The sequence below is a fragment of the Streptomyces canus genome (assembly GCF_030815415.1).
Taxonomy (GTDB): domain Bacteria; phylum Actinomycetota; class Actinomycetes; order Streptomycetales; family Streptomycetaceae; genus Streptomyces; species Streptomyces canus_F.
The window spans coordinates 4401580-4427660 of record NZ_JAUSWW010000001.1 but is presented as its reverse complement, the minus strand read 5'-3'; the positions used below and the strand labels follow the sequence as shown (position 1 = coordinate 4427660).

The window sequence follows — 26081 nt, the reverse complement described above, 5'->3', positions numbered from 1 at the left end:
ACTCATGGGACTCGAAGAAAAGCTGCCGAGCGGCTTCCTGCTGACCACCGTCGAGCAGGCCGCGGGCTGGGTGCGCAAGGCGTCCGTCTTCCCCGCCACCTTCGGCCTCGCCTGCTGTGCCATCGAGATGATGACCACCGGCGCCGGACGCTACGACCTGGCCCGCTTCGGCATGGAGGTCTTCCGCGGCTCACCCCGCCAGGCCGACCTCATGATCGTCGCCGGCCGGGTCAGCCAGAAGATGGCCCCGGTCGTCCGGCAGGTCTACGACCAGATGGCGAACCCGAAGTGGGTCATCTCCATGGGGGTCTGCGCCTCCTCGGGCGGCATGTTCAACAACTACGCGATCGTCCAGGGCGTCGACCACATCCTCCCCGTCGACATCTACCTCCCGGGCTGCCCGCCACGGCCCGAGATGCTGCTGGACGCCATCCTCAAGCTCCACGAGAAGATCCAGGGCTCCAAGCTCGGCGTGAACGCCGAGGAGGCGGCCCGCGAGGCGGAGGAAGCGGCGCTCAAGGCCCTGCCCACCATCGAGATGAAGGGGCTGCTGCGGTGAGCGACGCGAACGGTGCCGGCGACGGCGCGAACCCCGAGAAGGACCTCAGCGCCTCCAACCTCCCCGGTCAGCGCGGCCAGGGCGGCGAGGAGATCCGCGTCCAGCGCGGCATGTTCGGCGCCGACAACGGCGGCGACACCTCCGGCTACGGCGGCCTGGTGCGCTCGATCCGCCTGCCGGGCCCCGCGGCCCGCCCCTACGGCGGCTGGTTCGACGAGGTCGCCGACGAACTCGAGGGGGCACTGGAGGAGCAGGGACTCCTGCCCGACAACGCGATCGAGAAGACGGTCGTCGACCGCGACGAGCTCACCTTCCACATCGAGCGCGAACACCTGCTGCGCGTCGCCCGCACCCTGCGCGACGACCCGGCCCTGCGCTTCGAGCTCTGTACCGGCGTCAGCGGGGTGCACTACCCGCACGACAAGGGCCGCGAGCTGCACGCCGTCTACCACCTGCGCTCGCTCACCCACAACCGGCTGATCCGCCTCGAGGTCAGTGCCCCGGACGCCGACCCGAAGATCCCGTCCCTGGTCTCCGTCTATCCGACCAACGACTGGCACGAGCGCGAGACCTACGACTTCTTCGGGATCGTCTTCGACGGTCACCCGGCCCTGACGCGGATCATGATGCCGGACGACTGGCAGGGCCACCCGCAGCGCAAGGACTACCCCCTCGGCGGCATCCCCGTCGAGTACAAGGGCGCCCAGATCCCGGCTCCGGACCAGCGGAGGTCGTACTCGTGAGCACGCAGTCAGCATCCGCCCGGGAGACCACCGAGGGCACCGTCTACACGGTCACCGGTGGCGACTGGGACGAGGTCGTCCAGTCCGCGTCCCGCGCCGACGACGAGCGCATCGTCGTCAACATGGGCCCGCAGCACCCGTCCACGCACGGAGTGCTCCGCCTGATCCTGGAGATCGACGGCGAGACGGTCACCGAGGCCCGCTGCGGCATCGGCTACCTCCACACCGGCATCGAGAAGAACCTCGAGTACCGCACGTGGACGCAGGGCACCACGTTCGTGACGCGCATGGACTACCTGACGTCCTTCTTCAACGAGACCGCCTACTGCCTCGCCGTCGAGAAACTCCTCGGCATCGAGGACCAGATCACCGAGCGGACAAAGATCATCCGGGTGCTCCTGATGGAGCTGAACCGGCTCTCCTCGCACCTGGTGTGCATCGCCACCGGCGGCATGGAACTCGGCGCCACCACGATCATGATCTACGGATTCCGTGATCGTGAAATGATTCTCGACATCTACGAGCTCATCACGGGCCTTCGGATGAACCACGCGTTCATCCGCCCCGGCGGACTCGCGCAGGACCTGCCGCCCGGCGCGGTGGACCACATCCGCGAGTTCGTGAAGAAGATGAAGAAGAACCTCCCGGAGTACGACAAGCTCGCCACCGGTAACCCCATCTTCAAGGCCCGTATGCAGGACATCGGCTATCTCGACCTGGCCGGCTGCATGGCCCTCGGCGCCACCGGCCCGATCCTGCGCTCCACCGGGCTGCCGTTCGACCTGCGCAAGGCGCAGCCGTACTGCGATTACGAGACCTACGACTTCGACGTCCCGACCGCCGACACCTGTGACTCCTACGGCCGCTTCCTGATCCGCCTCGAGGAGATGCGCCAGTCCCTCAGGATCGTCGAGCAGTGCCTGGACCGGCTCCAGCCCGGCCCGGTCATGGTCGCCGACAAGAAGATCGCCTGGCCTGCCCAGCTCGCCCTGGGCCCCGACGGGCTCGGCAACTCCCTCGACCACATCAAGAAGATCATGGGCACCTCCATGGAGGCCCTCATCCACCACTTCAAGCTGGTGACCGAGGGCTTCCGCGTCCCGCCGGGACAGGCGTACGCGGCCGTCGAGTCGCCCAAGGGCGAACTCGGGGTGCACGCCGTGTCCGACGGCGGCACCCGCCCCTTCCGGGTCCACTTCCGGGACCCGTCCTTCACCAACCTTCAGGCCATGGCGGCGATGTGCGAGGGCGGCCAGGTCGCTGACGTCATCGTCGCTGTCGCGTCCATCGACCCCGTGATGGGAGGCGTCGACCGGTGACCACCTCTTCTTCCGAGCAGGGCGTCAGCCTGGGCATGCCCGAACTGCCCGCGCCCGCCTACCCGGACGACGTTCGAGCCCGGCTGGAGGCGGACGCGCGCGAGGTCATCGCCCGCTACCCCGACTCCCGGTCCGCGCTCCTTCCGCTGCTGCATCTCGTGCAGTCGGAGGAGGGCCATGTCACGCGCACCGGGATGCGGTTCTGCGCGGACGTGCTGGGCCTGACCACCGCCGAGGTCACCGCGGTCGCCACCTTCTACACCATGTACCGGCGCAGGCCGAGCGGTGACTACCAGGTGGGCGTCTGCACCAACACCCTGTGCGCGGTGATGGGCGGTGACGCGATCTTCGAGGAGCTCCAGGAGCACCTCGGCGTCGGCAACGGCGAGACCACCGAGGACGGCAAGGTCACGCTGGAGCACATCGAGTGCAACGCGGCCTGCGACTTCGCGCCCGTCGTGATGGTCAACTGGGAGTTCTTCGACAACCAGACCCCGTCCAGCGCCAAACGCCTCGTCGACGACCTGCGCGCGGGCCGGACGGTCGAGCCCACGCGCGGGGCGCCGCTGTGCACCTTCAAGGAGACCGCGCGGATCCTCGCCGGCTTCCCCGACGAGCGGCCAGGGGCCGTCGAGGCAAGCGGCGGCGCGGGACCAGCGTCGCTGGTGGGCCTCCGCCTGGCCAGAGGAGAGACCGCACCCGCGCGCGTGGTCCACCCGCGTGACGGCGGCCCGCACGACGAGCCGCACGACAGGGCCGTGCACGACCCGTCACCGACACAGCACCTGAGCTCGCACGACGCGCCTCAGGACACGTCGGCCTCCGACCCGGCCCACCCGGCAGGGCCTACCGCCGAGGAGGGGGAGTGATGACCTTGGCACCCGAACTGAAAGACACCAGCCCCGAGAAGCTGCTCGCACCCGTGCTGTCGGCCTTCTGGGACGAGGACAAGTCCTGGTCTCTGGACGTCTACCGAAGGCACGAAGGATACGAGGGGCTCCGCAAGGCGCTCGCCATGTCACCGGACGACCTGATCGCGTACGTCAAGGACTCCGGTCTGCGCGGCCGCGGCGGCGCGGGATTCCCCACGGGAATGAAATGGCAGTTCATTCCCCAGGGTGATGGAAAGCCGCACTATCTAGTTGTCAACGCCGACGAATCGGAGCCGGGAACCTGTAAGGACATCCCGCTCCTGTTCGCGAACCCGCACAGCCTCATCGAGGGCATTGTCATCGCGTGTTATGCCATCAGGTCGTCGCATGCCTTCATCTATCTGCGGGGTGAAGTCGTCCCCGTCCTGCGGCGGTTGCACGAGGCCGTGCGCGAGGCCTACGAGGCGGGCTTCCTCGGCGAGAACATCCTGGGCAGCGGGCTCGACCTGGAACTCACCGTGCACGCGGGCGCAGGCGCGTACATCTGCGGTGAGGAGACCGCACTGCTCGACTCGCTCGAAGGCCGCCGGGGTCAACCGCGGCTCCGTCCCCCTTTCCCTGCCGTCGCGGGCCTCTACGCATGCCCGACTGTGGTGAACAACGTCGAGTCGATCGCGTCGGTTCCCGCGATTCTGCACAAGGGCAAGGACTGGTTCAGGTCGATGGGCAGCGAGAAGTCCCCGGGCTTCACGCTCTATTCGCTCAGCGGCCATGTCACCAGCCCCGGCCAGTACGAGGCCCCGCTCGGCATCACCCTCCGCCAGCTCCTGGAGATGAGCGGCGGAATGCGGGCCGGACACCGGCTGAAGTTCTGGACGCCGGGCGGCTCCTCCACACCGATGTTCACCGACGAGCACCTCGACGTCCCCCTCGACTACGAGGGAGTCGGTGCCGCCGGTTCCATGCTCGGCACCAAAGCCCTCCAGTGCTTCGACGAGACGACCTGCGTCGTCCGCGCCGTCACTCGCTGGACCGAGTTCTACGCCCACGAGTCCTGCGGCAAGTGCACACCCTGCCGCGAAGGCACCTACTGGCTCGTGCAGTTGCTGCGCGACATCGAGGCCGGCAAGGGCGTCATGTCCGACCTCGACAAGCTCAACGACATCGCCGACAACATCAACGGCAAGTCGTTCTGCGCCCTCGGCGACGGTGCCGCCTCGCCGATCTTCTCCTCGCTCAAGTACTTCCGCGAGGAGTACGAGCAGCACATCACGGGCCGCGGCTGCCCCTTCGACCCGGCCAAGTCGACGGTCTGGGCCGACTCCCGCACGGAGGTGAACGCATGACCGTACGCCAGTCTGATAGCGGCTTCGCCGCGGGCCAACGCTCCTCGGGAGGGGGAGAGGCGGCGGTCCCGCCGGAAGATCTCGTCTCGCTGACCATCGACGGCGCCGAGATCAGCGTGCCCAAGGGCACCCTGGTCATCCGCGCCGCCGAACAACTCGGCATCGAGATCCCCCGCTTCTGCGACCACCCCCTCCTCGACCCGGCCGGCGCCTGCCGCCAGTGCATCGTCGACGTCGAGGGCCAGCGCAAGCCGATGGCGTCCTGCACCATCACCTGCACCGACGGAATGGTGGTGAAGACCCACCTCACCTCGCCGGCCGCGGAGAAGGCCCAGCACGGTGTGATGGAACTCCTCCTCATCAACCACCCGCTGGACTGCCCGGTCTGCGACAAGGGCGGCGAGTGCCCCCTGCAGAACCAGGCCATGTCGCACGGCCAGGCCGAGTCCCGCTTCGAGGGCAAGAAGCGGACCTACGAGAAGCCCGTACCGATCTCCACACAGGTGCTCCTCGACCGCGAGCGGTGCGTGCTGTGCGCCCGCTGCACCCGCTTCTCCAACCAGATCGCGGGCGACCCGATGATCGAACTGGTCGAGCGGGGCGCACTGCAGCAGGTCGGCACCGGCGAGGGCGACCCCTTCGAGTCGTACTTCTCCGGCAACACCATCCAGATCTGCCCCGTCGGCGCGCTCACCTCGGCGGCGTACCGCTTCCGCTCGCGCCCCTTCGACCTGGTCTCCACCCCGAGCGTCTGCGAGCACTGCTCCGGCGGCTGCGCCACGCGCACCGACCACCGGCGCGGCAAGGTCATGCGCAAGCTCGCGGCCAACGACCCCGAGGTCAACGAGGAGTGGATCTGCGACAAGGGGCGGTTCGGATTCCGCTACGCGCAGCAGCGCGACCGCCTGGAGACGCCCCTGGTGCGCAACGCCGAAGGTGTTCTCGAGCCCGCCTCCTGGCCCGAGGCACTGGAGGCGGCCGCCCAGGGACTCGCCGCGGCCCGCTCCCGGACCGGAGTCCTCACCGGCGGCCGGCTCACCATCGAGGACGCCTACGCGTACAGCAAGTTCGCGCGCGTGGCGCTCGACACCAACGACATCGACTTCCGCGCACGCGTGCACAGCGGCGAGGAGACCGACTTCCTCGCCGCACGGATCGCCGGACGCGGCCGCGACCTCGACGGTACGGGCGTCACCTACACCGCACTGGAGAAAGCGCCCGCCGTCCTGCTGGTCGGGTTCGAGGCCGAGGAGGAGGCACCCGGCGTCTTCCTGCGGCTGCGCAAGGCCTGGCGCAAGCACGGGCAGCAGGTGTTCGCACTGGCCACGCACGCGACGCGCGGTCTGGAGAAGGCCGGCGGCACGCTGCTGCCCGCCGCTCCCGGCACCGAGACCGAGTGGCTCGACGCCCTCGCGGGCGGGGTCGGCCTGGACGGCGACGGGGCTCGGGCCGCCGAGGCGCTGCGCTCCGAGGGCGCGGTACTCGTCGTCGGTGAGCGGCTGGCCGCCGTGGCGGGCGGTCTGACCGCCGCCGTACGGGCCGCGTCCGCGACCGGTGCGCAGCTGGTGTGGATCCCGCGCAGGGCGGGAGAGCGCGGGGCCCTCGAGGCGGGCGCGCTGCCGTCGCTGCTGCCGGGCGGACGTCCGGCGACCGACCCACGCGCGCGTGAGGAGGTCGCCACGGCCTGGGGCGTCGCCGAACTCCCGCACCGCTACGGCCGCGACACCGGCCAGATCGTCGAGGCCGCCGCCACCGGAGAACTCCAGGCGCTGGTCGTCGCGGGCGTCGAGGTCGCCGACCTCCCGGACCCGGCACGCGCACGTGAAGCACTTCACGAGGTCGGCTTCCTGGTCTCGCTGGAACTGCGGCCCAGCGAGGTCACCGAGCACGCGGACGTGGTCCTGCCGGTCGCCGCGGTCGTCGAGAAGGCCGGCACCTTCCTCAACTGGGAAGGCCGGGTGCGCTTCTTCGAGGCCGCGCTCAAGCCCGAGCAGATGACCCGCCGCCTCGCGCCCACCGACGCGCGCGTGCTGCAGATGCTGGCCGACGCCATGGACGTCCACCTGGGTCTTCCGGACCTCAGGACCGTGCGCGGCGAGATCGACCGGCTCGGCGCCTGGGACGGACCCCGGGCCACCGAACCGCTGGAGACCGCAGCCCAGTTGCCGCGGCCGGCCGCCGGAGAAGCCGTACTGGCCGGGCACCGGCTGCTGCTCGACCAGGGCCGCCTCCAGGACGGCGACGAGGCGCTCGCCGGGACGCGGCACGCGGCCCACGCGCGCGTGTCGGCCGCCACCGCCGCCGAGGCCGGGGTGAAGGACGGCGACCTCCTCGCCGTGACCGGTCCCGCCGGCCTGGTCGAACTCCCGCTGCAGATCACCGAGATGCCCGACCGCGTGGTCTGGCTCCCCCTGAACTCCGCGGGCAGGGGAGTCGCCTCCGACGCCGGTGCGGTGCCCGGCTCACTCGTCCGCATCGGCCCGGCGGCCCTCGCCGCCGAAGCCCTCAAGGAGGTGGAGGCATGAGCCCGTACCTCGCCGCTGAAGACCTCTCGCTGTTCGGCACCGACCCGTGGTGGCTGGTCGTCCTCAAGGCGGTGTTCTGCTTCGCCTTCCTGATGGTGACCGTGTTGTTCTCCATCGTGTGGGAACGCAAGGTCGTCGCCTGGATGCAGCTGCGCATCGGCCCCAACCGGCACGGACCCTGGGGCATGCTCCAGTCGCTCGCCGACGGCGTCAAGCTGATGCTGAAGGAAGACCTCATCGTCAAGCGCGCGGACAAGGTCGTCTACGTCCTCGCACCGATCATCGCGGCCATCCCGGCCTTCATGGCGATCGCGGTGATCCCCTTCGGCCCGGCCGGCAACGAGGTCTCGATCTTCGGCCAGCGCACCACGATGCAGCTCACCGACCTGCCGATCGCGATGCTCTACATCCTCGCGGTCGCCTCGGTCGGCATCTACGGCATCGTGCTTGCGGGTTGGAGTTCCGGATCCACCTATCCGCTGCTCGGCGGACTGCGCTCCTGCGCGCAGATGATCTCGTACGAGATCGCCATGGGCGCCGCCTTCGCCTCGGTGTTCCTCTACTCCGGGTCGATGTCGACCTCGACGATCGTCGAGGCGCAACAGGACCGCTGGTACGTCATCCTGCTGCCGGTCTCCTTCCTCATCTACATCGTCACGATGATCGGCGAGACCAACCGCGCCCCGTTCGACATGCCGGAGTCCGAGGGCGACCTGGTCGGCGGCTTCAACACCGAGTACACGTCCATCAAGTTCGCGCTGTTCATGCTCGCCGAGTACGTGAACATGGTGACGGTCTCGGCCGTGTCCGTGACGCTCTTCCTCGGCGGCTGGCGGGCCCCCTGGCCCGTCAGCACCTTCTGGGAGGGCGCGAACCACGGCTGGTGGCCGATGCTCTGGTTCGTCATCAAGGTCCAGCTGCTGCTGTTCTTCTTCATCTGGCTGCGCGGCACGCTCCCTCGTGTCCGCTACGACCAGCTGATGAAGCTCGGCTGGAAGGTCCTCATCCCGGTCTCCGTGGTGTGGCTGATGCTCGTCGCGACCGTGCGGACCCTGCGCAACGAGAACTACGACTTCGCCGACATCGTCCTCTACGTCGCCGGCGGCGTCCTGGTGCTCCTGCTGCTGTCCTTCGTCGCGGACATGTTCCGCGGCAAGCCGAAGGAGGAGCCCGCCCCGCCCGTCGGCTTCGACCCGATGGCCGGCGGATTCCCCGTACCGCCGCTGCCCGGACAGGAGTTGCCACCCGTGCCCAGGCGCCGCCCGCGCCGGGAGCGGGAGCTGATTGTCAGTGGCGGGCCCGATACTCAGAGTGACGGATCTCTGGATGGAAAGGAGGCGTCCGATGGCTGAGGAGCCCAAGGAGACCGATCCCGGTTTCCAGAATCCGGTAGCCGGCTTCGGCGTGACCTTCAAGGCCATGTTCAAGAAGCGGCTGACCGAGCAGTACCCCGAGCAGCAGAAGACCACCGCTCCCCGTTTCCACGGACGGCACCAGCTCAACCGCCATCCGGACGGCCTGGAGAAGTGCGTCGGCTGCGAGCTGTGCGCCTGGGCCTGCCCTGCCGACGCGATCTACGTCGAGGGCGCGGACAACACGGAAGAGGAGCGCTACTCGCCGGGCGAGCGGTACGGGCGCGTCTACCAGATCAACTACGCCCGCTGCATCCTGTGCGGCCTGTGCATCGAGGCGTGCCCCACGCGCGCGTTGACGATGACCAACGAGTTCGAGCTCGCCGACTCCAGCCGTGCCAACCTCATCTACACCAAGGAGCAGCTGCTCGCCGGGCTCGAAGAGGGCATGGTCGACTCGCCCCACTCGATCTTCCCCGGGACGGACGAGCAGGACTACTACCGGGGCCTGGTGACCGAGGCCGCGCCCGGCACGGTCCAGCAGGTCGCCGTCTCCAAGGGAGAGAAGCCGGAAGAAGAGGAGGTCGGCGCATGAGCATGCAGCTCGCCGCCACAGCCACTCTTTCTGCCGGCACCTCCACCGGCGAGGCCTTCCAGTTCTGGGTGCTCGGCACCGTCGCCGTGATCGGCGCCCTGTGCACCGTCCTCATGAAGAAGGCCGTGCACAGCGCGCTCTGTCTCGCCGGCACCATGATCATCCTGGCGGTGTTCTACCTCGCCAACGGCGCCTACTTCCTGGGCGTCGTACAGATCATCGTCTACACCGGCGCGATCATGATGCTGTTCCTCTTCGTGGTGATGCTCGTCGGCGTCACGGCCGCGGACTCCCTGCAGGAGACCATCAAGGGCCAGCGCTGGCTGGCCCTTCTCTGCGGCCTCGGCTTCGGCATCCTGCTCATCGCCGGCATCGGCAACGCCTCCCTGACCGAGTTCAACGGGATGGCGCAGGCCAACGCCAACGGCAATGTGGAGGGACTCGCCACCCTCATCTTCACCAAGTACGTGTTCGCCTTCGAGATCACCGGCGCCCTGCTGATCACGGCCACCGTCGGCGCCATGCTGCTCACCCACCGCGAGCGCACCGAGCGCGCCAAGACCCAGCGGGAACTGGCCGAGCAGCGCGTCCGCGAGGGCAAGCACCTTCCGCCGCTGCCCGCGCCCGGTGTGTACGCCCGGCACAACGCCGTGGACATCGCGGGCCTGCTGCCCGACGGCACCCCCTCCGAGCTCACCGTCAACAAGACACTGCGCGAGCGCGGCCAGATCCGTGACGTCTCGACCGAGGCGCTCAACGATCTGCGCGCACTGGAACAGCGCGCCGAGGAGCGCCTGGAGCGGACCGACACGGCACCGGCGAACCTCGAGCGGACCGAGGAGGCGTCGAAGTGAACCCCGTCAACTATCTCTACCTCGCGGCGCTGTTGTTCACGATCGGCGCCACCGGCGTACTGATCAGGCGCAACGCGATCGTCGTGTTCATGTGCATCGAGCTCATGCTCAACGCCTGCAACCTGGCGTTCGTCGCCTTCTCCCGGATGCACGGCAACCTCGACGGCCAGATCATCGCCTTCTTCACGATGGTCGTCGCCGCCGCGGAGGTCGTGGTCGGGCTCGCGATCATCGTGTCCCTGTTCCGCTCCCGCCACTCGGCCTCGGTCGACGACGCCAGCCTGATGAAGCTCTGAGGGGTCGCTGAATCGTGGAGAACCTGATTGCGCTGCTGGTGGCGGCGCCCCTGCTCGGAGCGGCCGTACTGCTGTGCGGCGGCCGGCGGCTCGACGCCGTCGGCCACTGGATCGGCACCGCCCTCGCGGCCGCCTCCTTCGTGATCGGCGCCGTACTCTTCGCCGACCTGCTCGGCAAGAACGCCGAACACCGGACCCTGACGAGCCACCTGTTCAGCTGGGTCCCGGTCGAGGGCTTCCAGGCGGACATCGCCTTCCGCCTCGACCAGCTGTCGATGACGTTCGTGCTGCTGATCACCGGCGTCGGCTCGCTGATCCACCTGTACTCCGTCGGATACATGGAGCACGACGAGCGGCGCCGCCGCTTCTTCGGCTATCTGAACCTGTTCCTCGCGGCGATGCTGCTGCTCGTCCTCGCCGACAACTACCTTCTGCTGTACGTCGGCTGGGAGGGCGTCGGTCTCGCCTCCTACCTGCTGATCGGCTTCTGGCAGCACAAGCCCAGCGCCGCGACCGCCGCGAAGAAGGCCTTCCTGGTCAACCGCGTCGGCGACGTGGGCCTGTCGATCGCGATCATGCTGATGTTCACGACGTTCGGGACCTTCGCCTTCGGACCGCTCCTCGGCACGCAGGAGGAGCCGGGCGCGGTCAGCGACGCCGGCGAGGCCACCCTCACCGGCATCGCCCTGATGCTGCTGCTCGCCGCCTGCGGCAAGTCCGCCCAGGTGCCGCTGCAGTCCTGGCTCGGGGACGCGATGGAGGGCCCGACCCCGGTCTCGGCCCTCATCCACGCCGCGACCATGGTGACCGCGGGCGTCTACCTGATCGTCCGCTCCGCCAACATCTTCAACCTCGCTCCGGACGCCCAGCTGGTCGTCACCATCGTCGGTGCCGTCACGCTCCTGTTCGGTGCGATCGTCGGTTGCGCGAAGGACGACATCAAGAAGGCGCTGGCCGGCTCGACCATGTCGCAGATCGGCTACATGGTCCTCGCCGCGGGCCTCGGCCCCATCGGCTACGTCTTCGCGATCATGCACCTGGTGACGCACGGCTTCTTCAAGGCCGGGCTGTTCCTCGGCGCCGGTTCGGTCATGCACGGCATGAACGACGAGGTCGACATGAGGAAGTACGGCGGCCTGCGGAAGTACATGCCGATCACCTTCGTCACCTTCGGCCTCGGCTACCTCGCGATCATCGGCTTCCCGGGTCTGTCCGGCTTCTTCTCCAAGGACAAGATCATCGAGGCGGCCTTCGCCAAGGGCGGCACCGAGGGCTGGATCCTCGGCGGCGCGGCCCTGCTGGGCGCGGCCATCACGGCGTACTACATGACGCGCGTGATGCTGATGACGTTCTTCGGGGAAGAGCGCTGGAGGAACCAGCCCACCCGCTCTCCCGAGGCACCGAGCGCGGAGCCCGCCGCCGAGCACCACGGCGAGCACGCGGAGCCGCACCCGCACGAGTCGCCCAGGTCCATGACGATCCCCATGATCGTGCTGGCCTTCGGATCGGTCTTCGCGGGCGGCTTCTTCAGCATCGGCGACCGCTTCCTGCACTGGCTCGAGCCCATCACCGGGCACGACCACGGTGACTCGCCGATCAGCGCGGCCACGGTCACCGGTGCCACGGTCGCCGTGATGGTCATCGGCGTCACCTTCGCCTACCTCCAGTACGGCCGACGCCCGGTCCCGGTCGTCGCCCCGCGCGGATCCCTGCTCACCCGGGCCGCCCGCCGCGACCTGCTCCAGGACGACTTCAACCACGTCGTCCTGGTCCGCGGCGGCGAGCACCTCACCCGGTCCCTGGTGTACGTCGACCACACCCTGGTCGACGGCGTGGTCAACGGTACGGCGGCCTCCATGGGCGGCCTCTCCGGACGGCTCCGCAAACTGCAGAACGGCTACGCGCGGTCGTACGCGGTCTCGATGTTCGGCGGTGCGGCAGTGCTGATCGCCGCGACCCTGCTGATGAGGGCGGTCTGATACCGATGTCCTTTCCTCTGCTGACAGCGACGGCGGCGCTCCCGGCGATCGGCGCGATCGCCACAGCCGCCGTACCGGCCGCCCGGCGCACCGCGGCCAAATGGCTCGCGCTGCTCGTCTCGCTCGCCACCCTCGTGCTCGCCGCGATCGTCCTGGTCCGCTTCGACCCGGACGGCGACCGTTACCAACTCACCGAATCCCACTGGTGGATCAAGGACTTCGGGGTCAAGTACGAGCTGGGCGTGGACGGCATCGGGGTGGCGCTCGTCGCGCTGACCGCCCTGCTGATCCCGTTCATCATCCTCGCGGGCTGGCACGACGCCGACCCGCTGGAGACCGGCAACACCCGGTGGCGGCCGACGCAGGGCTTCTTCGCCCTGATCCTGGCCGTCGAGGCGATGGTGATCATCTCCTTCGAGGCCACCGACGTCTTCCTCTTCTACATCTTCTTCGAAGCCATGCTGATCCCGATGTACTTCCTCATCGGCGGCTTCGGGGACCGGGCCCACGAACACGGCGAGGAGACGGCGTCCACGCAACGGTCGTACGCCGCCGTGAAGTTCCTCCTCTACAACCTGGTCGGCGGCCTCATCATGCTGGCCGCGGTGATCGGCCTGTACGTGGTCGCCGGGAACTTCAGCCTCCAGGAGATCGCCGAGGCGCGGGCCAACGGCTCGCTCGACATGGCGACCAGCACCGAACGCTGGCTGTTCCTCGGCTTCTTCTTCGCCTTCGCGGTGAAGGCCCCGCTGTGGCCGCTGCACACCTGGCTGCCCAACGCGATGGGGGAGGCCACCGCCCCGGTCGCCGTCCTCATCACGGCGGTCGTCGACAAGGTCGGCACCTTCGCGATGCTCCGCTTCTGCCTCCAGCTCTTCCCGGAGGCCAGCAAGTGGGCCACGCCCGCGATCCTCGTCCTGGCGGTGATCAGCATCATCTACGGGGCGCTGCTCGCGGTCGGCCAGCGGGACATCAAACGGCTGGTGGCGTACGCGTCGATCTCGCACTTCGGCTTCATCATCATGGGCATCTTCGCGATGACCAGCCAGGGCCAGTCCGGCGCGACGCTCTACATGGTCAACCACGGTATTTCCACGGCCGCGTTGATGCTGGTCGCCGGGTTCCTGATCTCGCGGCGCGGCTCGCGGCTCATCGCCGACTACGGCGGGGTGCAGAAGGTCGCCCCGGTGCTCGCCGGCACCTTCCTGATCGGCGGTCTGGCGACGCTGTCGCTGCCGGGGCTCGCACCGTTCGTGAGTGAGTTCCTGGTCCTGGTCGGCACGTTCGCGCGCTACCCGGTGATCGGGATCATCGCCACCTTCGGCATCGTCCTCGCCGCGCTCTACACCCTCGTCCTCTACCAGCGGACGATGACGGGCCCGGTGAAGCCCGAGGTCGCGACCATGCCCGACCTGCGGGTGCGGGAACTGGTGGTGGTCGCGCCGCTGGTCGTACTGCTGATCTTCCTGGGCGTCTACCCGAAGCCCGTCACCGACATCGTCAACCCGGCGGTCAAGGCGACCATGTCCGACGTCCAGAAGAAGGACCCCCAGCCCGAGGTGGAGGCGGCCAAGTGAGCGCAACAGCCGTCCACAGCCTGTGGACAACCGCGGCCGATCCGATCTCGAAGATCGATACGCCGAAGATCGAATACGGACAATTGTCACCCACGCTGATCGTCATCGGTGCGGCGATCATCGGGGTGCTCATCGAGGCGGCGGTACCGCGCAAGCAGCGGTACTACGCCCAGGTGTTCGTCTCCGCAGTAGCGCTGATCTCGGCCTTCGCCGCGGTCGTCGCGCTCGCGCAGGGCGGATACGCCACCACCAAGGCGGGCATCGTCGCCATGGGCGCGATCGCCGTCGACGGACCGGCACTCTTCCTCCAGGGCACGATCCTGCTGGCGGGCCTGGTCGGCCTGTTCACCTTCGCCGAACGGCGCCTGGACCCGGTGGAGCACGGAAAACAGGTCGACTCCTTCGCCGCGCAGGCCGCCTCCGTACCGGGCAGCGACAGCGAGAAGGCCGCGGTGAAGGCCGGGTTCACCACCACCGAGGTGTTCCCGCTGCTGCTGTTCGCCGTCGCCGGCATGCTGATCTTCCCGGCGGCCAACGACCTGCTGACGCTGTTCATCGCGCTGGAAGTCTTCTCCCTGCCGCTGTACCTGATGTGCGCCCTGGCCCGCCGCAAGCGGCTCATGTCGCAGGAGGCCGCGGTCAAGTACTTCCTGCTCGGCGCCTTCGCCTCCGCGTTCACCCTGTTCGGCATCGCACTGCTGTACGGGTACGCGGGCTCCGTGTCGTACGCCACGATCGCCCAGGTCGTCGACGGCACGGTCACGAACGTCGACCCGGCCCTCGCCGACACCATGGGCAACGACGCGCTGCTGCTGATCGGCGCCGCGATGATCGTGATGGGCCTGCTGTTCAAGGTCGGCGCGGTCCCCTTCCACATGTGGACGCCGGACGTGTACCAGGGCGCGCCGACGCCGGTGACCGGGTTCATGGCGGCGGCGACCAAGGTGGCCGCGTTCGGCGCGCTGCTGCGGATCCTCTACGTCGTACTGCCGGGCCTGCGCTGGGACTGGCGGCCGGTCATGTGGGGCGTCGCGATCGTCACCATGCTCGGCGGTGCGATCGTCGCGATCACGCAGACCGACATCAAGCGACTGCTGGCGTACTCGTCGATCGCGCACGCGGGCTTCATCCTCGCGGGCGTCATCGCGACCACGCCGGACGGCGTCTCGTCCGTCCTCTTCTACCTGGCGGCGTACTCGTTCGTCACGATCGGCGCGTTCGCCGTGGTGACGCTGGTGCGCGATGCCGGTGGTGAGGCGACACACCTGTCCAAGTGGGCCGGTCTCGGACGCCGTTCGCCCCTCGTGGCCGCCGTGTTCGCGGTGTTCCTGCTGGCCTTCGCCGGCATTCCGCTGACCTCCGGGTTCGCCGGGAAGTTCGCCGTGTTCAAGGCAGCGGCGGAAGGCGGCGCGGCGCCGCTGGTCGTGGTCGGCGTGATCTCGTCGGCCATCGCGGCGTTCTTCTACATCCGCGTCATCGTGCTGATGTTCTTCAGCGAGCCGCGGCCCGAGGGTCCGACGGTCGCCGTGCCGTCGCCGCTGACGATGGCGGCGATCGGCATCGGCGTGGCGGTCACGCTGGTGCTCGGTGTGGCGCCGCAGTACTTCCTGGACCTGGCGAACCAGGCGGGAGTGTTCGTGCGCTGACCCTCGGTGCCGGTACCCCGGTGCCTGTACGGCGGCCCCGGTTCCCTTCGAGGGAACCGGGGCCGCCGCGTTGCGCTCAGGACGTCCCGTCGAGGTCGTCGAGGCTGGACACCCAGTCAGGCACGGTGGCCGTGGTTGTGGTCGTCGTCGTGGTCGCCGGTGTCGGCGCGGCCGGACACGTCACGGTGGGGTTGAAGGTTTCGAAGAGCCCGTCGGGGTTGTCCTCGTAGATCCACGCGTGAAGCGTGTAGTAGCCGGGCACCTCGGTGCTGCGGAACGTCTCGCCGAACAGCGTCGGCGCGGCCTGCCCTGTGTTCTTGACGGCCCATGCCACCGCGAACAGATCAAGGTCGCTCGTGTCGGAGCCGCCTTCGTACAGCAGGACCTCCGGCTTGCCGGCATCGACGACGTCGTCGGCGAGGTACTCCGCGTTGACGTACCGGTAGCCCATCTCGGGCACACAGGTGTCGGTGCGGGCCCAGCCGTCCGGCGGGGCGAGCGGCTCGTAGGCGGATGTGGCGGTGTTCGTGTACGTCAGGACGAACGGGTCGGGCTCGGGCGCCGCCTGCGCGGGGGCGGCGGTCATGGAGAGAGCGCCGGCTATCGCCATGGTGATGACGGCCTTGAGGGGCCGAGAGGACATGATGGGGCTCCTTGATGCGCCATGTGACGGATGCCATTTGTATGACCGCGGAGAGTCACAGGGTGAGCCTGTGGATAACTCCGGCGTTGTCGGTGCGGACCCCTATCGTGGACGCAGTGGTCGAGGGACTACGTACGGGGAACAGGGCTATGCGCGGGATGGGTGGGATCAGCGAGATGCCAAGGACGACCGAGGTGGCAGACACGGCCGAGAGTGAGGCGCTGGCCACGCTGCACCGGGTCTTCGGGTACGAGGCCTTCCGCGGCGAGCAGGGCGCGGTCATTGAGCATGTGATCGCGGGCGGCGACGCCGTGGTCCTCATGCCGACCGGTGGCGGCAAGTCACTGTGCTACCAGATCCCGTCCCTGGTCAGACCCGGTACCGGCATCGTGGTCTCACCGCTCATCGCGCTGATGCAGGACCAGGTGGACGCGCTGCGGGCGCTCGGCGTGAACGCCGGATTCATGAACTCCACGCAGGACTTCGACGAGCGGCGGGTGGTGGAGGCGGAGTTCCTGGCGGGCGAGCTGGACCTGCTCTATCTGGCACCGGAGCGGCTGCGGCTCGACTCCACGCTGGACCTCCTCTCGCGCGGCAAGATCTCGGTCTTCGCGATCGACGAGGCGCACTGCGTGTCCCAGTGGGGCCACGACTTCCGCCCCGACTATCTGTCCCTCTCCCTGCTCGGCGAGCGCTGGCCCGACGTCCCCCGGATCGCGCTGACCGCGACGGCCACGCACGCGACCCACCAGGAGATCACCCAGCGGCTGAACATGCCGACGGCCCGGCACTTCGTGGCGAGCTTCGACCGGCCCAACATCCAGTACCGGATCGTGCCCAAGGCCGACCCGAAGAAGCAGCTGCTGACCTTCCTGCGGCAGGAGCACGAAGGCGACGCCGGCATCGTGTACTGCCTCTCGCGCAACTCGGTCGACAAGACGGCGGAGTTCCTGAGCAAGAACGGCATCGAGGCCGTGCCCTACCACGCGGGGCTCGACGCGGGCACCCGCGCGGGGCACCAGTCGCGGTTCCTGCGCGAGGAGGGCCTGGTCGTGTGCGCGACCATCGCCTTCGGCATGGGCATCGACAAGCCGGACGTCCGCTTCGTCGCCCACCTCGACCTGCCCAAGTCGGTCGAGGGCTACTACCAGGAGACCGGCCGTGCCGGACGCGACGGACTGCCGTCGACGGCCTGGATGGCCTACGGACTCAACGACGTCATACAACAGCGCAAGCTGATCCAGTCCGGCGAGGGCGACGAGGCGTTCCGCCGCCGGGCCGCCTCCCACCTGGACGCGATGCTGGCGCTGTGCGAGACGGCCCAGTGCCGACGCGGCCAGTTGCTGAACTACTTCGGCCAGGAGCCGGACCCGTCAGGCTGCGGCAACTGCGACACCTGCCTCACCCCGCCGGAGACCATCGACGGCACGGTCGCCGCGCAGAAGGTGCTGTCGACGGTGGTGCGGCTGCAGCGCGAGCGCGGTCAGAAGTTCGGCGCGGTGCAGATCGTCGACATCCTGCTCGGCAAGCGCACCGGCAAGGTCATCCAGTTCGACCACGACCAGCTGTCCGTGTTCGGCATCGGCGAGGAACTCTCCGAGGGCGAATGGCGCGGCGTCGTCCGCCAGCTGCTGGCACAGGGACTGCTCGCGGTCGAGGGGGAGTACGGCACGCTGGTGCTGACCGAGGCGAGCGGCGCGGTGCTGCGGAGGGAACGCGACGTACCGCTGCGCAAGGAGCCGAAGAAGCCGGCCTCCGCGAAGACCGCCGGATCCTCTTCCGGGCGGGGCGAACGCAAGGCGAAGGCCGCGGCGGTGGAACTGCCCGATTCGCTGATGCCGGCCTTCGAGGCGCTGCGGGCGTGGCGGGGCGAGCAGGCGCGCGAGCAGGGCGTCCCGGCGTACGTCATCTTCCACGACGCCACGCTCAGGGAGATCGTGACCGTGTGGCCGACGTCGGTGGCACAGCTCGGGACGGTCGGCGGCGTCGGCGAGAAGAAGCTGGTGACATACGGCGAGGGCGTGCTGGCGGTCCTGGCCGGGCTCGGCGACAGCCCTCCGGCCGCGGAGGCACCGAGTCCGGAGAGCGATGCGGATCCGGGGGCCGACGACTGGCCCGAGATGGACGAGGAACCGGAGCCCGACTGGAGCTAGGAACGGCCGCGGGCGCCGATTCCGCCTCCGGCGCCGGAACGGACAGGGGCTCCGGCGCCGGCCCAGTCACAGTGCTCGGGTCGCGTACGCCCTGACGTCCGCGTCCGAGTCCGTCGTCGCCGTGGCCAGGGCCGCGCGGGCGCCCCCGGTGGCCGTGTGGCGGGTCAGGGCCAGGACCGCCGCCTTGCGGACGTCGGCGTTCTGGTCGGCGAGGGTCTTGGCGAGGGCGGGGACGGCGACATCCGGGTCGGCCGCGGACAGGGCGGTCGCCGCTCCGGACCGGACCTGCCAGGCGGGGTCGTCGAGGGCGGTCACCGCGCGGGCGGCGAGAGGCCCGAGGCAGCCCGTGGTGCCCAGTGCGGCGTAGGCGGCGCCACGGACCAGGGCGTCGGCGTCCTCGGTGAGGTCGGCGAGAGCGGTGAGAACGGCCTCGACCGGATGTTCCGTCGACACCGTCGCCAGGCTCCTGGCGATCGTGACCCGGACCTCGCGGGACGGCTCGGACGGTGCCGCGTGGGCGAGTTGCTCCGCGGCGTCGACCGAGACGAGGGCGCGTACCGCCTCGACGCGGACGGCGATGTCGGAGTCCGTCAGCGAGCCGGCGAACAGCTCCGTGTCGCCCAGCCGCAGGGCGCGCAGCACGTCGAGGGCGGCTGCGCGGACGACCGGGTCGGGCTCGGCGAGGGCGGCGGCGAGGCCGTCGCGGAGGGCGGGTTCGGGCGGCAGCGTCTCGACGAGCTCGCGCAGTGAGGCCGCGGCGGCGGCGCGTACCTCGGCGGCGGAGTCGCGGAGGGCCTCGGCCAGGGCGGGGCCCGTTCCCAGCGGGAGCGCCTCCGTCAGCACGGCGACGGCTTCGCGTCGCACGGCGGGCACCGGGTCGCTCAAGTACGGCCGCAGAGCGCCGAGTTCGGGCTCCTGCTCGGCGAGGGCGACGAGTTCGAGGAGGTGGGCGGAGGAAGTCTCGGGGGTGGGGTGGGTGGGGAGGGGGAGGGGCCCCCTCCCCGACACCGATAGCGACACTGGCCCCGACCCCGACTCCGCCGCCCCCACCGACCCCGCCCCACCCGCCCCCAGCGGCACCCCCGCCGCCATCGGTGCGCGGTCCCTGGAACCGGCCGTCGCCACGTCCTCCGGATGCACCTCGCCCAGGTGTCGGGAGGGACCGCCTGTGGGGGTGAACTCGTCGACGGGGACCAGGTAAGGGGCCACGGGACGGGCCGTGAACTCCATCGTGCCGGAGGGGGACTTGTGCAGGTCGAGGTGGTGGAACCAGGAGGCGTCGTCGCGCTGGGGGTGGTCGAGACGGTCGTGGTAGAGGCCCCAACGGGACTCCGTGCGGGCCAGGGAGGCGCGCGCGGCCATCTCCGCGCAGTCGCGGATGAAGGAGACCTCGGCGCAGCGCATCAGTTCGTGCGGGGTACGGGCGCCCATCTCCGCGATGTCGGTGTGCATCCGCTCGAAGGCCTCCAGGGCGAGCGAGAGACGGGCGCCGGACTTCGGCGGGGCGACGTAGTCGTTCACGAAGCGGCGCAGCTTGTACTCGACCTGGGGCTGCGGCGGGCCGTCCGGGTTGCGCAGCGGGCGGTAGATCAGTTCGTGGGCCTCGCGGAGTTGGTGAAGAGGCAACTCGCCCTCGTAGGGCCGGTACCGGGCGGCGTCCGCGCCCGCCAGGTCGCCGAAGACGAAGGCGCCGATCATGTAGTTGTGGGGGACGCAGGCGAGGTCGCCGGCGGCGTAGAGGCGGGGGACGGTCGTACGGGCGTGGTCGTCCACCCGTACTCCCGAGGCCGAATGACCGCCGCACAGGCCGATCTCGGAGATGTGCATCTCGATGTCGTGGGTGCGGTAGTCGTGGCCGCGGCCGGAGTGGAAGGTGCCGCGGGAGGGGCGTTCCGTGGAGTGCAGGATCGACTCCAGGGCCGATATCGACTCCTCCGGCAGATGGCTCAGCTTCAGGTAGACCGGGCCCCGGTCCGAGGCGACCTCCGCCGCGAACTCCGCCATCATCTGGCCCGACCAGTAGTCGGAGTCGACGAAGCGTTCGCCGTGCCGGTTGACCTGGTAGCCGCCGAAGGGGTTGGCGACGTAGGCGCAGGCGGGGCCGTTGTAGTCCTTGATCAGCGGGTTGATCTGGAAGCACTCGATGCCGGTGAGCTCGGCGCCCGCGTGGTACGCCATGGCGTAACCGTCGCCCGCGTTCGTGGGGTTCTCGTAGGTGCCGTACAGGTAGCCGGAGGCCGGAAGGCCCAGGCGGCCGCAGGGGCCGGTGGCGAGGATGACGGCGCCCGCGCGGACCGTCACGAAGGCGCCGGTGCGGGTGTTGAAGCCGACCGCGCCCACGGCACGCCCGTCCTCGGGAGAGGTGAGTACCCGGACCGGCATCACGCGGTTCTCGATGCGGATCCGCTCCCGCATCTCGCGTCGGCGCAACTGCCGGTACAGGACCTTCTTGACGTCCTTGCCCTCCGGCATGGGCAGCACGTAGGAGCCGGACCGGTGGACCTGGCGGACCGCGTACTCGCCGTGCTCGTCCTTCTCGAACTTCACACCGTAGGACTCCAGTCGCTGCACCATGGCGAAGCCGCGGGTGGCGGTCTGGCGGACGGTGGACTGGTCGACGATGCCGTCGTTGGCGCGGGTGATCTCGGCGACGTAGTCGTCGGGTTCGGCGCGGCCCGGGACGACCGCGTTGTTGACGCCGTCCATGCCCATGGCGAGGGCGCCGGAGTGCCGGACGTGGGCCTTCTCCAGGAGGATCACGTCGGCGCCGTGCTCGGCGGCGGTCAGGGCGGCCATGGTGCCGGCGGTGCCGCCGCCGATGACGAGGACGTCGCAGCTCAGCTCCTCGGCGTCGGTGAGTGCGGGGATCTCCAGGGGGGTGTTCACGGAGGCGGTCACCAGGGGGCCTTTCAGGTACCGAGCGAGGTGAGGACTTCGCGCCGCAGGGCCAGGCGCGCGGGATCTTCGTGGGCCGTACGGTCACGCGGATGGGGTATGTCGCGTACGGCGGTGAGGCGGCCGGCGCCGAGGAGGGCCACGCGGTCGCCGAGGAACAGGGCCTCGTCCACGTCGTGGGTGACGAAGACGACGGTCGCGCCCGTGCCCCGCAGCACCTCCACGAGCAGGTCCTGCATGCCGGAGCGGGTCTGGGCGTCGAGCGCGCCGAAGGGTTCGTCCATCAGGACGGCGCGGGGCGCTCCCGCGAGCGCCCGGGCCAGCTGGGCGCGTTGGCGTTGCCCGCCGGAGACACGGTGCGGCAGGTGCCGGGCCCGGTCGGCGAGTCCTACGCGGTCCAGCCAGGACTCGGCCTGCGCCCGGCGTTCGGTGCGGGGCACCCCCTTGATGGCGAGGGGGAGTTCCACGTTGGCCCGCAGGGTGCGCCAGGGCAGGAGGGCGTCCTCCTGGAAGACCAGGGCGCGGTCCGCGGCCGGGGCGGTGATCGGGTGGCCGTCCTGCTCCACGGTTCCGTCGAGCGGGGGCAGCAGTCCGGCGAGGGTGCGCAGCAGCGTCGACTTGCCGCAGCCGGAGGAGCCGACGACGGTCAGGATCTCGCCGGGCGCGATGTCCAGGTCGACACCGGAAACGGCGGGGGCGCCGGGGCGTCCGAGACCGGCGCCGGTGAGGGTGAGGCGGGTGCCGCGTACGGGGGCGGCGGCCGGAGCCTCGCCCCCGGAGGCGGGCCGCTCCGGGGCGGCGCCAGGCCCCGTGTCGGACGCCTGCGCGGCGGTGCCGGTGACGCCGGTCGTCCCGGAATCCTCCGAGGTCGCGCCGGTCGTGCCGGTTGTCCTGGACGCCTCCGAGGCCGGGTTCGTCGTCCTGGTTGTCCTGGACGTCGGCGAGGTCGCGTCGGTCTGTCCAGAAACCTTCGAGGTCGCCGCGGTCGTACCGATTGCCCTGGACACCTCCGAGGCCGGGTCCGTCGTGCCGGTTGTTCCGGACGTCGGCGAGGTCGCGTCGGTCGGCGTGGTTGCGCCGGAAGCCTTCGAGGTCGCGCCGGTCATGCCGGTTGCCCCGGAAGCCGCCGAGGTCGTGCCCTTCGTGCCGCTTGCCGTGGGCGCCTCCGAGCCCGTGCCCGCCGCGGCCGACCCTCCACCGATCGTGTCGGTCGTCCCTGACGCCCCTGACACCCCGGTCGTGCCGGTCGTCTCAGACGAGGTGCTCATCGCGTGCCTCCTCGGTCCTGGGGTGGGACCCCTTGTCCTTGGGCCTCTCGTGCACGGCCTGTTCGTCCGCGGCCCCGATGTCCATGGGCCCCGCGCCCGCGGGAGCCGGCGGCACCGTTCCTGCGGACCCCGCAGCTCTCGGCCGAGGGGCCGCCCCCACGTCGTACGACGTCCGTGGCAGCCACCGCGTGAGTCGGCGGCCCAGTGCTTCGACCGCCGTGGAGGTGAGCCAGCCGAGGATGCCGATGGTGACCATGCCGACGAAGACGCCGGGGTAGTCGACGACCGTGTAGTCCTGCCAGGTGCGGTAGCCGACGCCGTACTGTCCGGAGATCATCTCGGCGGAGATCACGCAGATCCATGAGACGCCGATGCCGACCGAGAGACCGCCGAAGATGCCGGGCAGCGCGCCCGGCAGGACGACCGAGGCGAGGATCCGCGACCGTCCGCCGCCCATCGTCAGCACCGCCTCCTCCCAGGCGGGGGTGAGTGCGCGGACCGCGTGCCGGGTGGACACGAGGACCGGGAAGAAGGCCGCGGTGAAGGTGATGAAGACGATGCCCTGTTCGTTGGAGGGGAACAGGAGGATCGCGACGGGGACCAGGGCGATCGCCGGGATGGGGCGGATCACCTCGAGGACCGGTCCGAGCAGGTTCTCGGCGAGGCGGGAGCGCGCCACGAGCACGCCCGTCGCCACCCCGAGCACCGCGGCGAGCAGGAAGCCGCTCAGGATGCGGGTGAGGCTGTCGGTGAGGTCGGTCCAGTAGTCGGGGCCGGACAGCCGGTCGGCGAAGGTGCGGGCGACGTCGGTGACGGTGGGGAACTGCGAGAAGCGCAGCCACAGGTCGATGTCCAGGCTGGTCAGCAGCTGCCACACGCCGAGGGCGACCCCGAGCGAGCCGGCCCGCAGGGCGAGGCGGCCGGCCCGGCGTGGATACCGGAGCGCCCGCCGCGCGTACCGGCTCACGACGCCTGCTCCAGCGCGGCGGCGTACGGGACGACGCGGGCGCCCTCGTGTTCGCCGACGTACGCCTGCGCGGCGGCCGGGGTGACGAAGGGCAGCAGCTCCTTGCCGTCGCTCACCCAGAGCGCCTTGTCGGCGAACCACAGGGTGCCGGTGGTGGCGTCGGGGACGTACGCGGCGCGGATGCCGGACTTGTGCTCGGCGACGTAGGCCAGCAGTTCGGCCGGGGTCCTGAAGGCGCGGGTCTTGGAGGCGCCCTTGGGCCAGACCTCGCTCGCGGACGCCGGGGGAGCGGTGGCGAGCCGCTTCGCGTAGTCGGCGCCCAGGGCCTTCTTGACGTACTGGTCGTCGACGAAGGCGTCCACGTCCACGTCGCCGGTCAGCTTGGCCGACTTCAGGACCGAGACGTCCTCCTTCAGGGCGGAGATCAGCTGGGGCTTGATCGCCGGGCCGAAGGTGGAGATGCCGTGGGCGCCGTTGTAAAGGTAGACGACCTCGGCGGGCAGGCCGGTGGCGTCGGCGACCTTCTCGGCGGCGGCCACGGGGTGCTCGTCGAGGTAGTCCGTGGCCTCGGCCTGGGCCTTGAGGAAGGCCTCCAGGACGGCCGGGCGCTCCTTGGCGAAGTCCTCGCGGGCGGTGACGCCGTGGAAGGTGGGGAGGTTCAGCTGGGCCCCGTCGTAGAGGGCTTTCGCCTTGCCCTGGTAGGCGAGCAGGCCGGGCCAGGCGACGAACTGGGAGAGCGCGTCCGTGCTGCCGGCGGAGAGGGCGGAGGCGCCCACCGCGGGCTGCTGGTTGAGCTTCTCGATGCCCTTGTCGGGGTCGATGCCGGCGCGTTGCAGGGCGCGGACGAGGGTGCCGTCGGCGGCGGAGCCGATGCTGGTCGACACCTTCTTGCCCTTGAGGTCCGCGAGGGAGGCCAGCTTGGAGTCCGGGGCGGTGACGATGGTGTTGAGGCCGCCGCGGAGGTTGTAGCCGGTGACCGAGACCAGGTGGGTCGGCTTGCCGAGCTGTTTGCCGCGGGCCGCGTTGATGAGGAGCGGGAAGTCGCCCATCGAGCCGATGTCGATCTTCCCGGCGGTCATCTGGGCGGTGATGGGGGCGCCGGTGGCGTAGTCCTGCCAGTCGACCTTGTAGGTCTTGCCGTCGCCCAGCGAGTTGAGCTGCTTCTCGAAGTAGCCGAGGGAGCGCAGCAGGGTGCCGGCGGTGACGGTGTTGATGGTCTTGGACTGGTAGCCGACGGTGACGGTCACCGTGGAGCCGTCGCCGGCCCGGGCGCTGCCGCCGCAGGCCGTCAGGGGCGCGAGCAGCAGCACCAGGGAGGCGGCGATTGCCTTGTGTTTCATGGGAGTCGGGGGCCTTTCACCGGAGCAGATAGGGCATGTTGACCGTGACGGCTCCGGTGGGACAGCGGGCCGCGCAGGGGCCGCAGTACCAGCATTCGTCGACGTGCATGTATGCCTTGCCGCTGCTGTCGTCGATGGCGAGGGAGTCCAGCGGGCACATGTCCACGCAGAGCGTGCAGCCGTCGATGCACTTCGACTCGTCGATGGTCACGGGCACGTCGGCCCGCTGGGGCACCAAGGGCATGGCTGTCTCCAGAGATGTCCTGAGATTTTCCGCGCGGTGGTGAACCGGGCGGGATCTGCCGAACGATGAAGAGGTGGGAGGGGGTGGTCACAGGGAGCGGTGCAGCAGGCCGCTCATGGTGATGCGGTCGCCGCGGAAGCGGATGAACTCCAGGTCGACCGGGCGGCCGTCGGCGAGGTGGGTGAGGCGTTCCAGCATGAGGACGGCCGCGCCGCGCGGGGCCTCCAGGACGGCGGCGGAGTGGGTGTCCGCGTTCACCGCCTCCAGGGTGATCTCGGCGTGGCCGAGGCGCTGACCGGTGATCGTCTCCAGGAGGCGGAAGACGTCGGTGTTCTCCAGGTCGGCGCCGAGCAGGGCGGTGCCGATGTCGAGCGGGATGTAGGTGAGGTCCAGGGAGAGGGGAAGGCCGTTCAGGCGGCGCAGGCGTTCGATGTAGAGGACGTCGGTGCCGGGTGTGACCTGGAGGCGTTCGGCCACCGGGGCGGGTGCGGGGGCGGGGCCCATCGTGCGGACCTCGTTGGTGACGGTGCCGTGTTCGTGGAGGGTTTCCGCGAGGCCCATCAGACGGTCCAGGCCGTGGGGGTACTTCTGCGCGACGACCACGGTGCCCACTCCGGGCAGGCGGTCGACGAGACCTTCGGCGCGCAGCAGGTCCAGGGCGAGGCGGACCGTGTTGCGTGAGGCCCGGTAGTCGGTGGCCAGGGTCGACTCGTGGGGGAGGGTGTCGTCTGTGAAGCCGCCGGTGAGGATCTGGTGGCGCAGGAGGTCGGCGAGTTGCCGGGCCTGGTCCGCGCGCAGCCGGCGACGCGCACGGTGGGCGGCGACGGTGGTCGCGCCCTGGCCGGCGTGGTCGCGGATGCGGTCGGAGGGAGGCATGCCACGAACCATAGCGAGGAGGTAGGAAAAGG

Annotated in this window: 21 protein-coding genes; 14 read left to right on the top strand and 7 right to left on the bottom strand. The window is 69.9% G+C overall.

Annotated elements, in window-relative coordinates; translation table 11 throughout:
• The first annotated feature begins 4 nt into the window (after nt 1-4).
• Genes QF037_RS20375 through nuoN form a run of 13 tightly spaced genes read left to right on the top strand, consistent with a single transcriptional unit; the run spans nt 5 to nt 15663 of the window.
• A complete protein-coding gene (locus QF037_RS20375; protein ID WP_307027249.1) occupies nt 5-559 on the top strand; it encodes a NuoB/complex I 20 kDa subunit family protein in 555 nt (184 codons plus the stop codon).
• Entirely contained in the window at nt 556-1302 is a 747-nt protein-coding gene (locus QF037_RS20370; RefSeq protein WP_307027247.1) for an NADH-quinone oxidoreductase subunit C, read from the top strand. Before QF037_RS20375 ends, QF037_RS20370 begins: the two co-directional genes overlap by 4 nt.
• Nucleotides 1299-2621 (top strand): NADH-quinone oxidoreductase subunit D, encoded by a 1323-nt coding sequence (locus QF037_RS20365; RefSeq protein ID WP_307027245.1) that lies wholly within the window; start codon nt 1299-1301, stop codon nt 2619-2621. Before QF037_RS20370 ends, QF037_RS20365 begins: the two co-directional genes overlap by 4 nt.
• Nucleotides 2618-3490, top strand: a complete 873-nt coding sequence (gene nuoE / locus QF037_RS20360; RefSeq protein ID WP_307027243.1) for an NADH-quinone oxidoreductase subunit NuoE — start codon at nt 2618-2620, stop codon at nt 3488-3490. The genes QF037_RS20365 and nuoE overlap by 4 nt, the downstream gene beginning before the upstream one ends.
• On the top strand, nt 3490-4839 hold the full coding sequence (gene nuoF, locus QF037_RS20355; protein ID WP_307027241.1) for an NADH-quinone oxidoreductase subunit NuoF: 1350 nt from the start codon (nt 3490-3492) through the stop codon (nt 4837-4839). The genes nuoE and nuoF overlap by 1 nt, the downstream gene beginning before the upstream one ends.
• Complete coding sequence (locus tag QF037_RS20350) at nt 4836-7364, top strand: NADH-quinone oxidoreductase subunit G (protein WP_307027239.1); 2529 nt, start codon at nt 4836-4838, stop codon at nt 7362-7364. Before nuoF ends, QF037_RS20350 begins: the two co-directional genes overlap by 4 nt.
• Nucleotides 7361-8716: an NADH-quinone oxidoreductase subunit NuoH gene (gene nuoH, locus QF037_RS20345; protein WP_307027238.1), complete on the top strand. Its 1356-nt coding sequence runs from the start codon at nt 7361-7363 to the stop codon at nt 8714-8716. The genes QF037_RS20350 and nuoH overlap by 4 nt, the downstream gene beginning before the upstream one ends.
• A complete protein-coding gene (gene nuoI / locus QF037_RS20340) occupies nt 8709-9311 on the top strand; it encodes an NADH-quinone oxidoreductase subunit NuoI (RefSeq protein ID WP_307027236.1) in 603 nt (200 codons plus the stop codon). Before nuoH ends, nuoI begins: the two co-directional genes overlap by 8 nt.
• A complete protein-coding gene (locus QF037_RS20335; RefSeq protein ID WP_307027234.1) occupies nt 9308-10165 on the top strand; it encodes an NADH-quinone oxidoreductase subunit J in 858 nt (285 codons plus the stop codon). Before nuoI ends, QF037_RS20335 begins: the two co-directional genes overlap by 4 nt.
• Nucleotides 10162-10461, top strand: coding sequence for an NADH-quinone oxidoreductase subunit NuoK (nuoK, locus tag QF037_RS20330; RefSeq protein ID WP_003974374.1), 300 nt, complete (start codon nt 10162-10164; stop codon nt 10459-10461). Before QF037_RS20335 ends, nuoK begins: the two co-directional genes overlap by 4 nt.
• A gap of 14 nt (nt 10462-10475) precedes the next feature.
• Complete coding sequence (gene nuoL / locus QF037_RS20325; protein WP_307027232.1) at nt 10476-12440, top strand: NADH-quinone oxidoreductase subunit L; 1965 nt, start codon at nt 10476-10478, stop codon at nt 12438-12440.
• A gap of 5 nt (nt 12441-12445) precedes the next feature.
• The gene (locus QF037_RS20320; RefSeq protein WP_307027231.1) at nt 12446-14017 is read left to right on the top strand and encodes an NADH-quinone oxidoreductase subunit M; all 1572 of its coding nucleotides are present in this window, start codon (nt 12446-12448) and stop codon (nt 14015-14017) included.
• Nucleotides 14014-15663, top strand: coding sequence for an NADH-quinone oxidoreductase subunit NuoN (nuoN, locus tag QF037_RS20315; protein WP_266889058.1), 1650 nt, complete (start codon nt 14014-14016; stop codon nt 15661-15663). The genes QF037_RS20320 and nuoN overlap by 4 nt, the downstream gene beginning before the upstream one ends.
• 76 nt (nt 15664-15739) lie before the next feature.
• Here the strand turns inward: nuoN and QF037_RS20310 are convergent, their stop codons facing one another.
• Complete coding sequence (locus tag QF037_RS20310; RefSeq protein WP_307027228.1) at nt 15740-16306, bottom strand: hypothetical protein; 567 nt, start codon at nt 16304-16306, stop codon at nt 15740-15742.
• Between the two features lie 149 nt (nt 16307-16455).
• On the opposite strand from QF037_RS20310, the gene recQ reads away from it, so the two are divergent.
• Nucleotides 16456-18459 carry a DNA helicase RecQ gene (gene recQ, locus QF037_RS20305; RefSeq protein ID WP_307027226.1) on the top strand — a complete coding sequence of 668 codons (2004 nt, stop codon included), beginning with the start codon at nt 16456-16458 and terminating at the stop codon, nt 18457-18459.
• Nucleotides 18460-18525: 66 nt separating this feature from the next.
• Here recQ and QF037_RS20300 read toward each other — a convergent pair whose 3' ends face one another.
• From QF037_RS20300 to QF037_RS20275, 6 genes are all read right to left on the bottom strand, one after another.
• Nucleotides 18526-21357: a fumarate reductase/succinate dehydrogenase flavoprotein subunit gene (locus QF037_RS20300; RefSeq protein WP_307027224.1), complete on the bottom strand. Its 2832-nt coding sequence runs from the start codon at nt 21355-21357 to the stop codon at nt 18526-18528.
• A gap of 11 nt (nt 21358-21368) precedes the next feature.
• Nucleotides 21369-22349, bottom strand: coding sequence for an ABC transporter ATP-binding protein (locus QF037_RS20295; protein WP_373463964.1), 981 nt, complete (start codon nt 22347-22349; stop codon nt 21369-21371).
• A gap of 256 nt (nt 22350-22605) precedes the next feature.
• Nucleotides 22606-23589, bottom strand: coding sequence for an ABC transporter permease (locus QF037_RS20290; RefSeq protein WP_307027222.1), 984 nt, complete (start codon nt 23587-23589; stop codon nt 22606-22608).
• A complete protein-coding gene (locus QF037_RS20285; protein WP_307027219.1) occupies nt 23586-24929 on the bottom strand; it encodes an ABC transporter substrate-binding protein in 1344 nt (447 codons plus the stop codon). Before QF037_RS20285 ends, QF037_RS20290 begins: the two co-directional genes overlap by 4 nt.
• A 16-nt stretch (nt 24930-24945) precedes the next feature.
• A complete protein-coding gene (locus QF037_RS20280) occupies nt 24946-25173 on the bottom strand; it encodes a 4Fe-4S dicluster domain-containing protein (protein ID WP_020120576.1) in 228 nt (75 codons plus the stop codon).
• 87 nt (nt 25174-25260) lie between these two features.
• Complete coding sequence (locus tag QF037_RS20275; RefSeq protein ID WP_307027217.1) at nt 25261-26049, bottom strand: GntR family transcriptional regulator; 789 nt, start codon at nt 26047-26049, stop codon at nt 25261-25263.
• Nucleotides 26050-26081 lie beyond the last annotated feature (32 nt).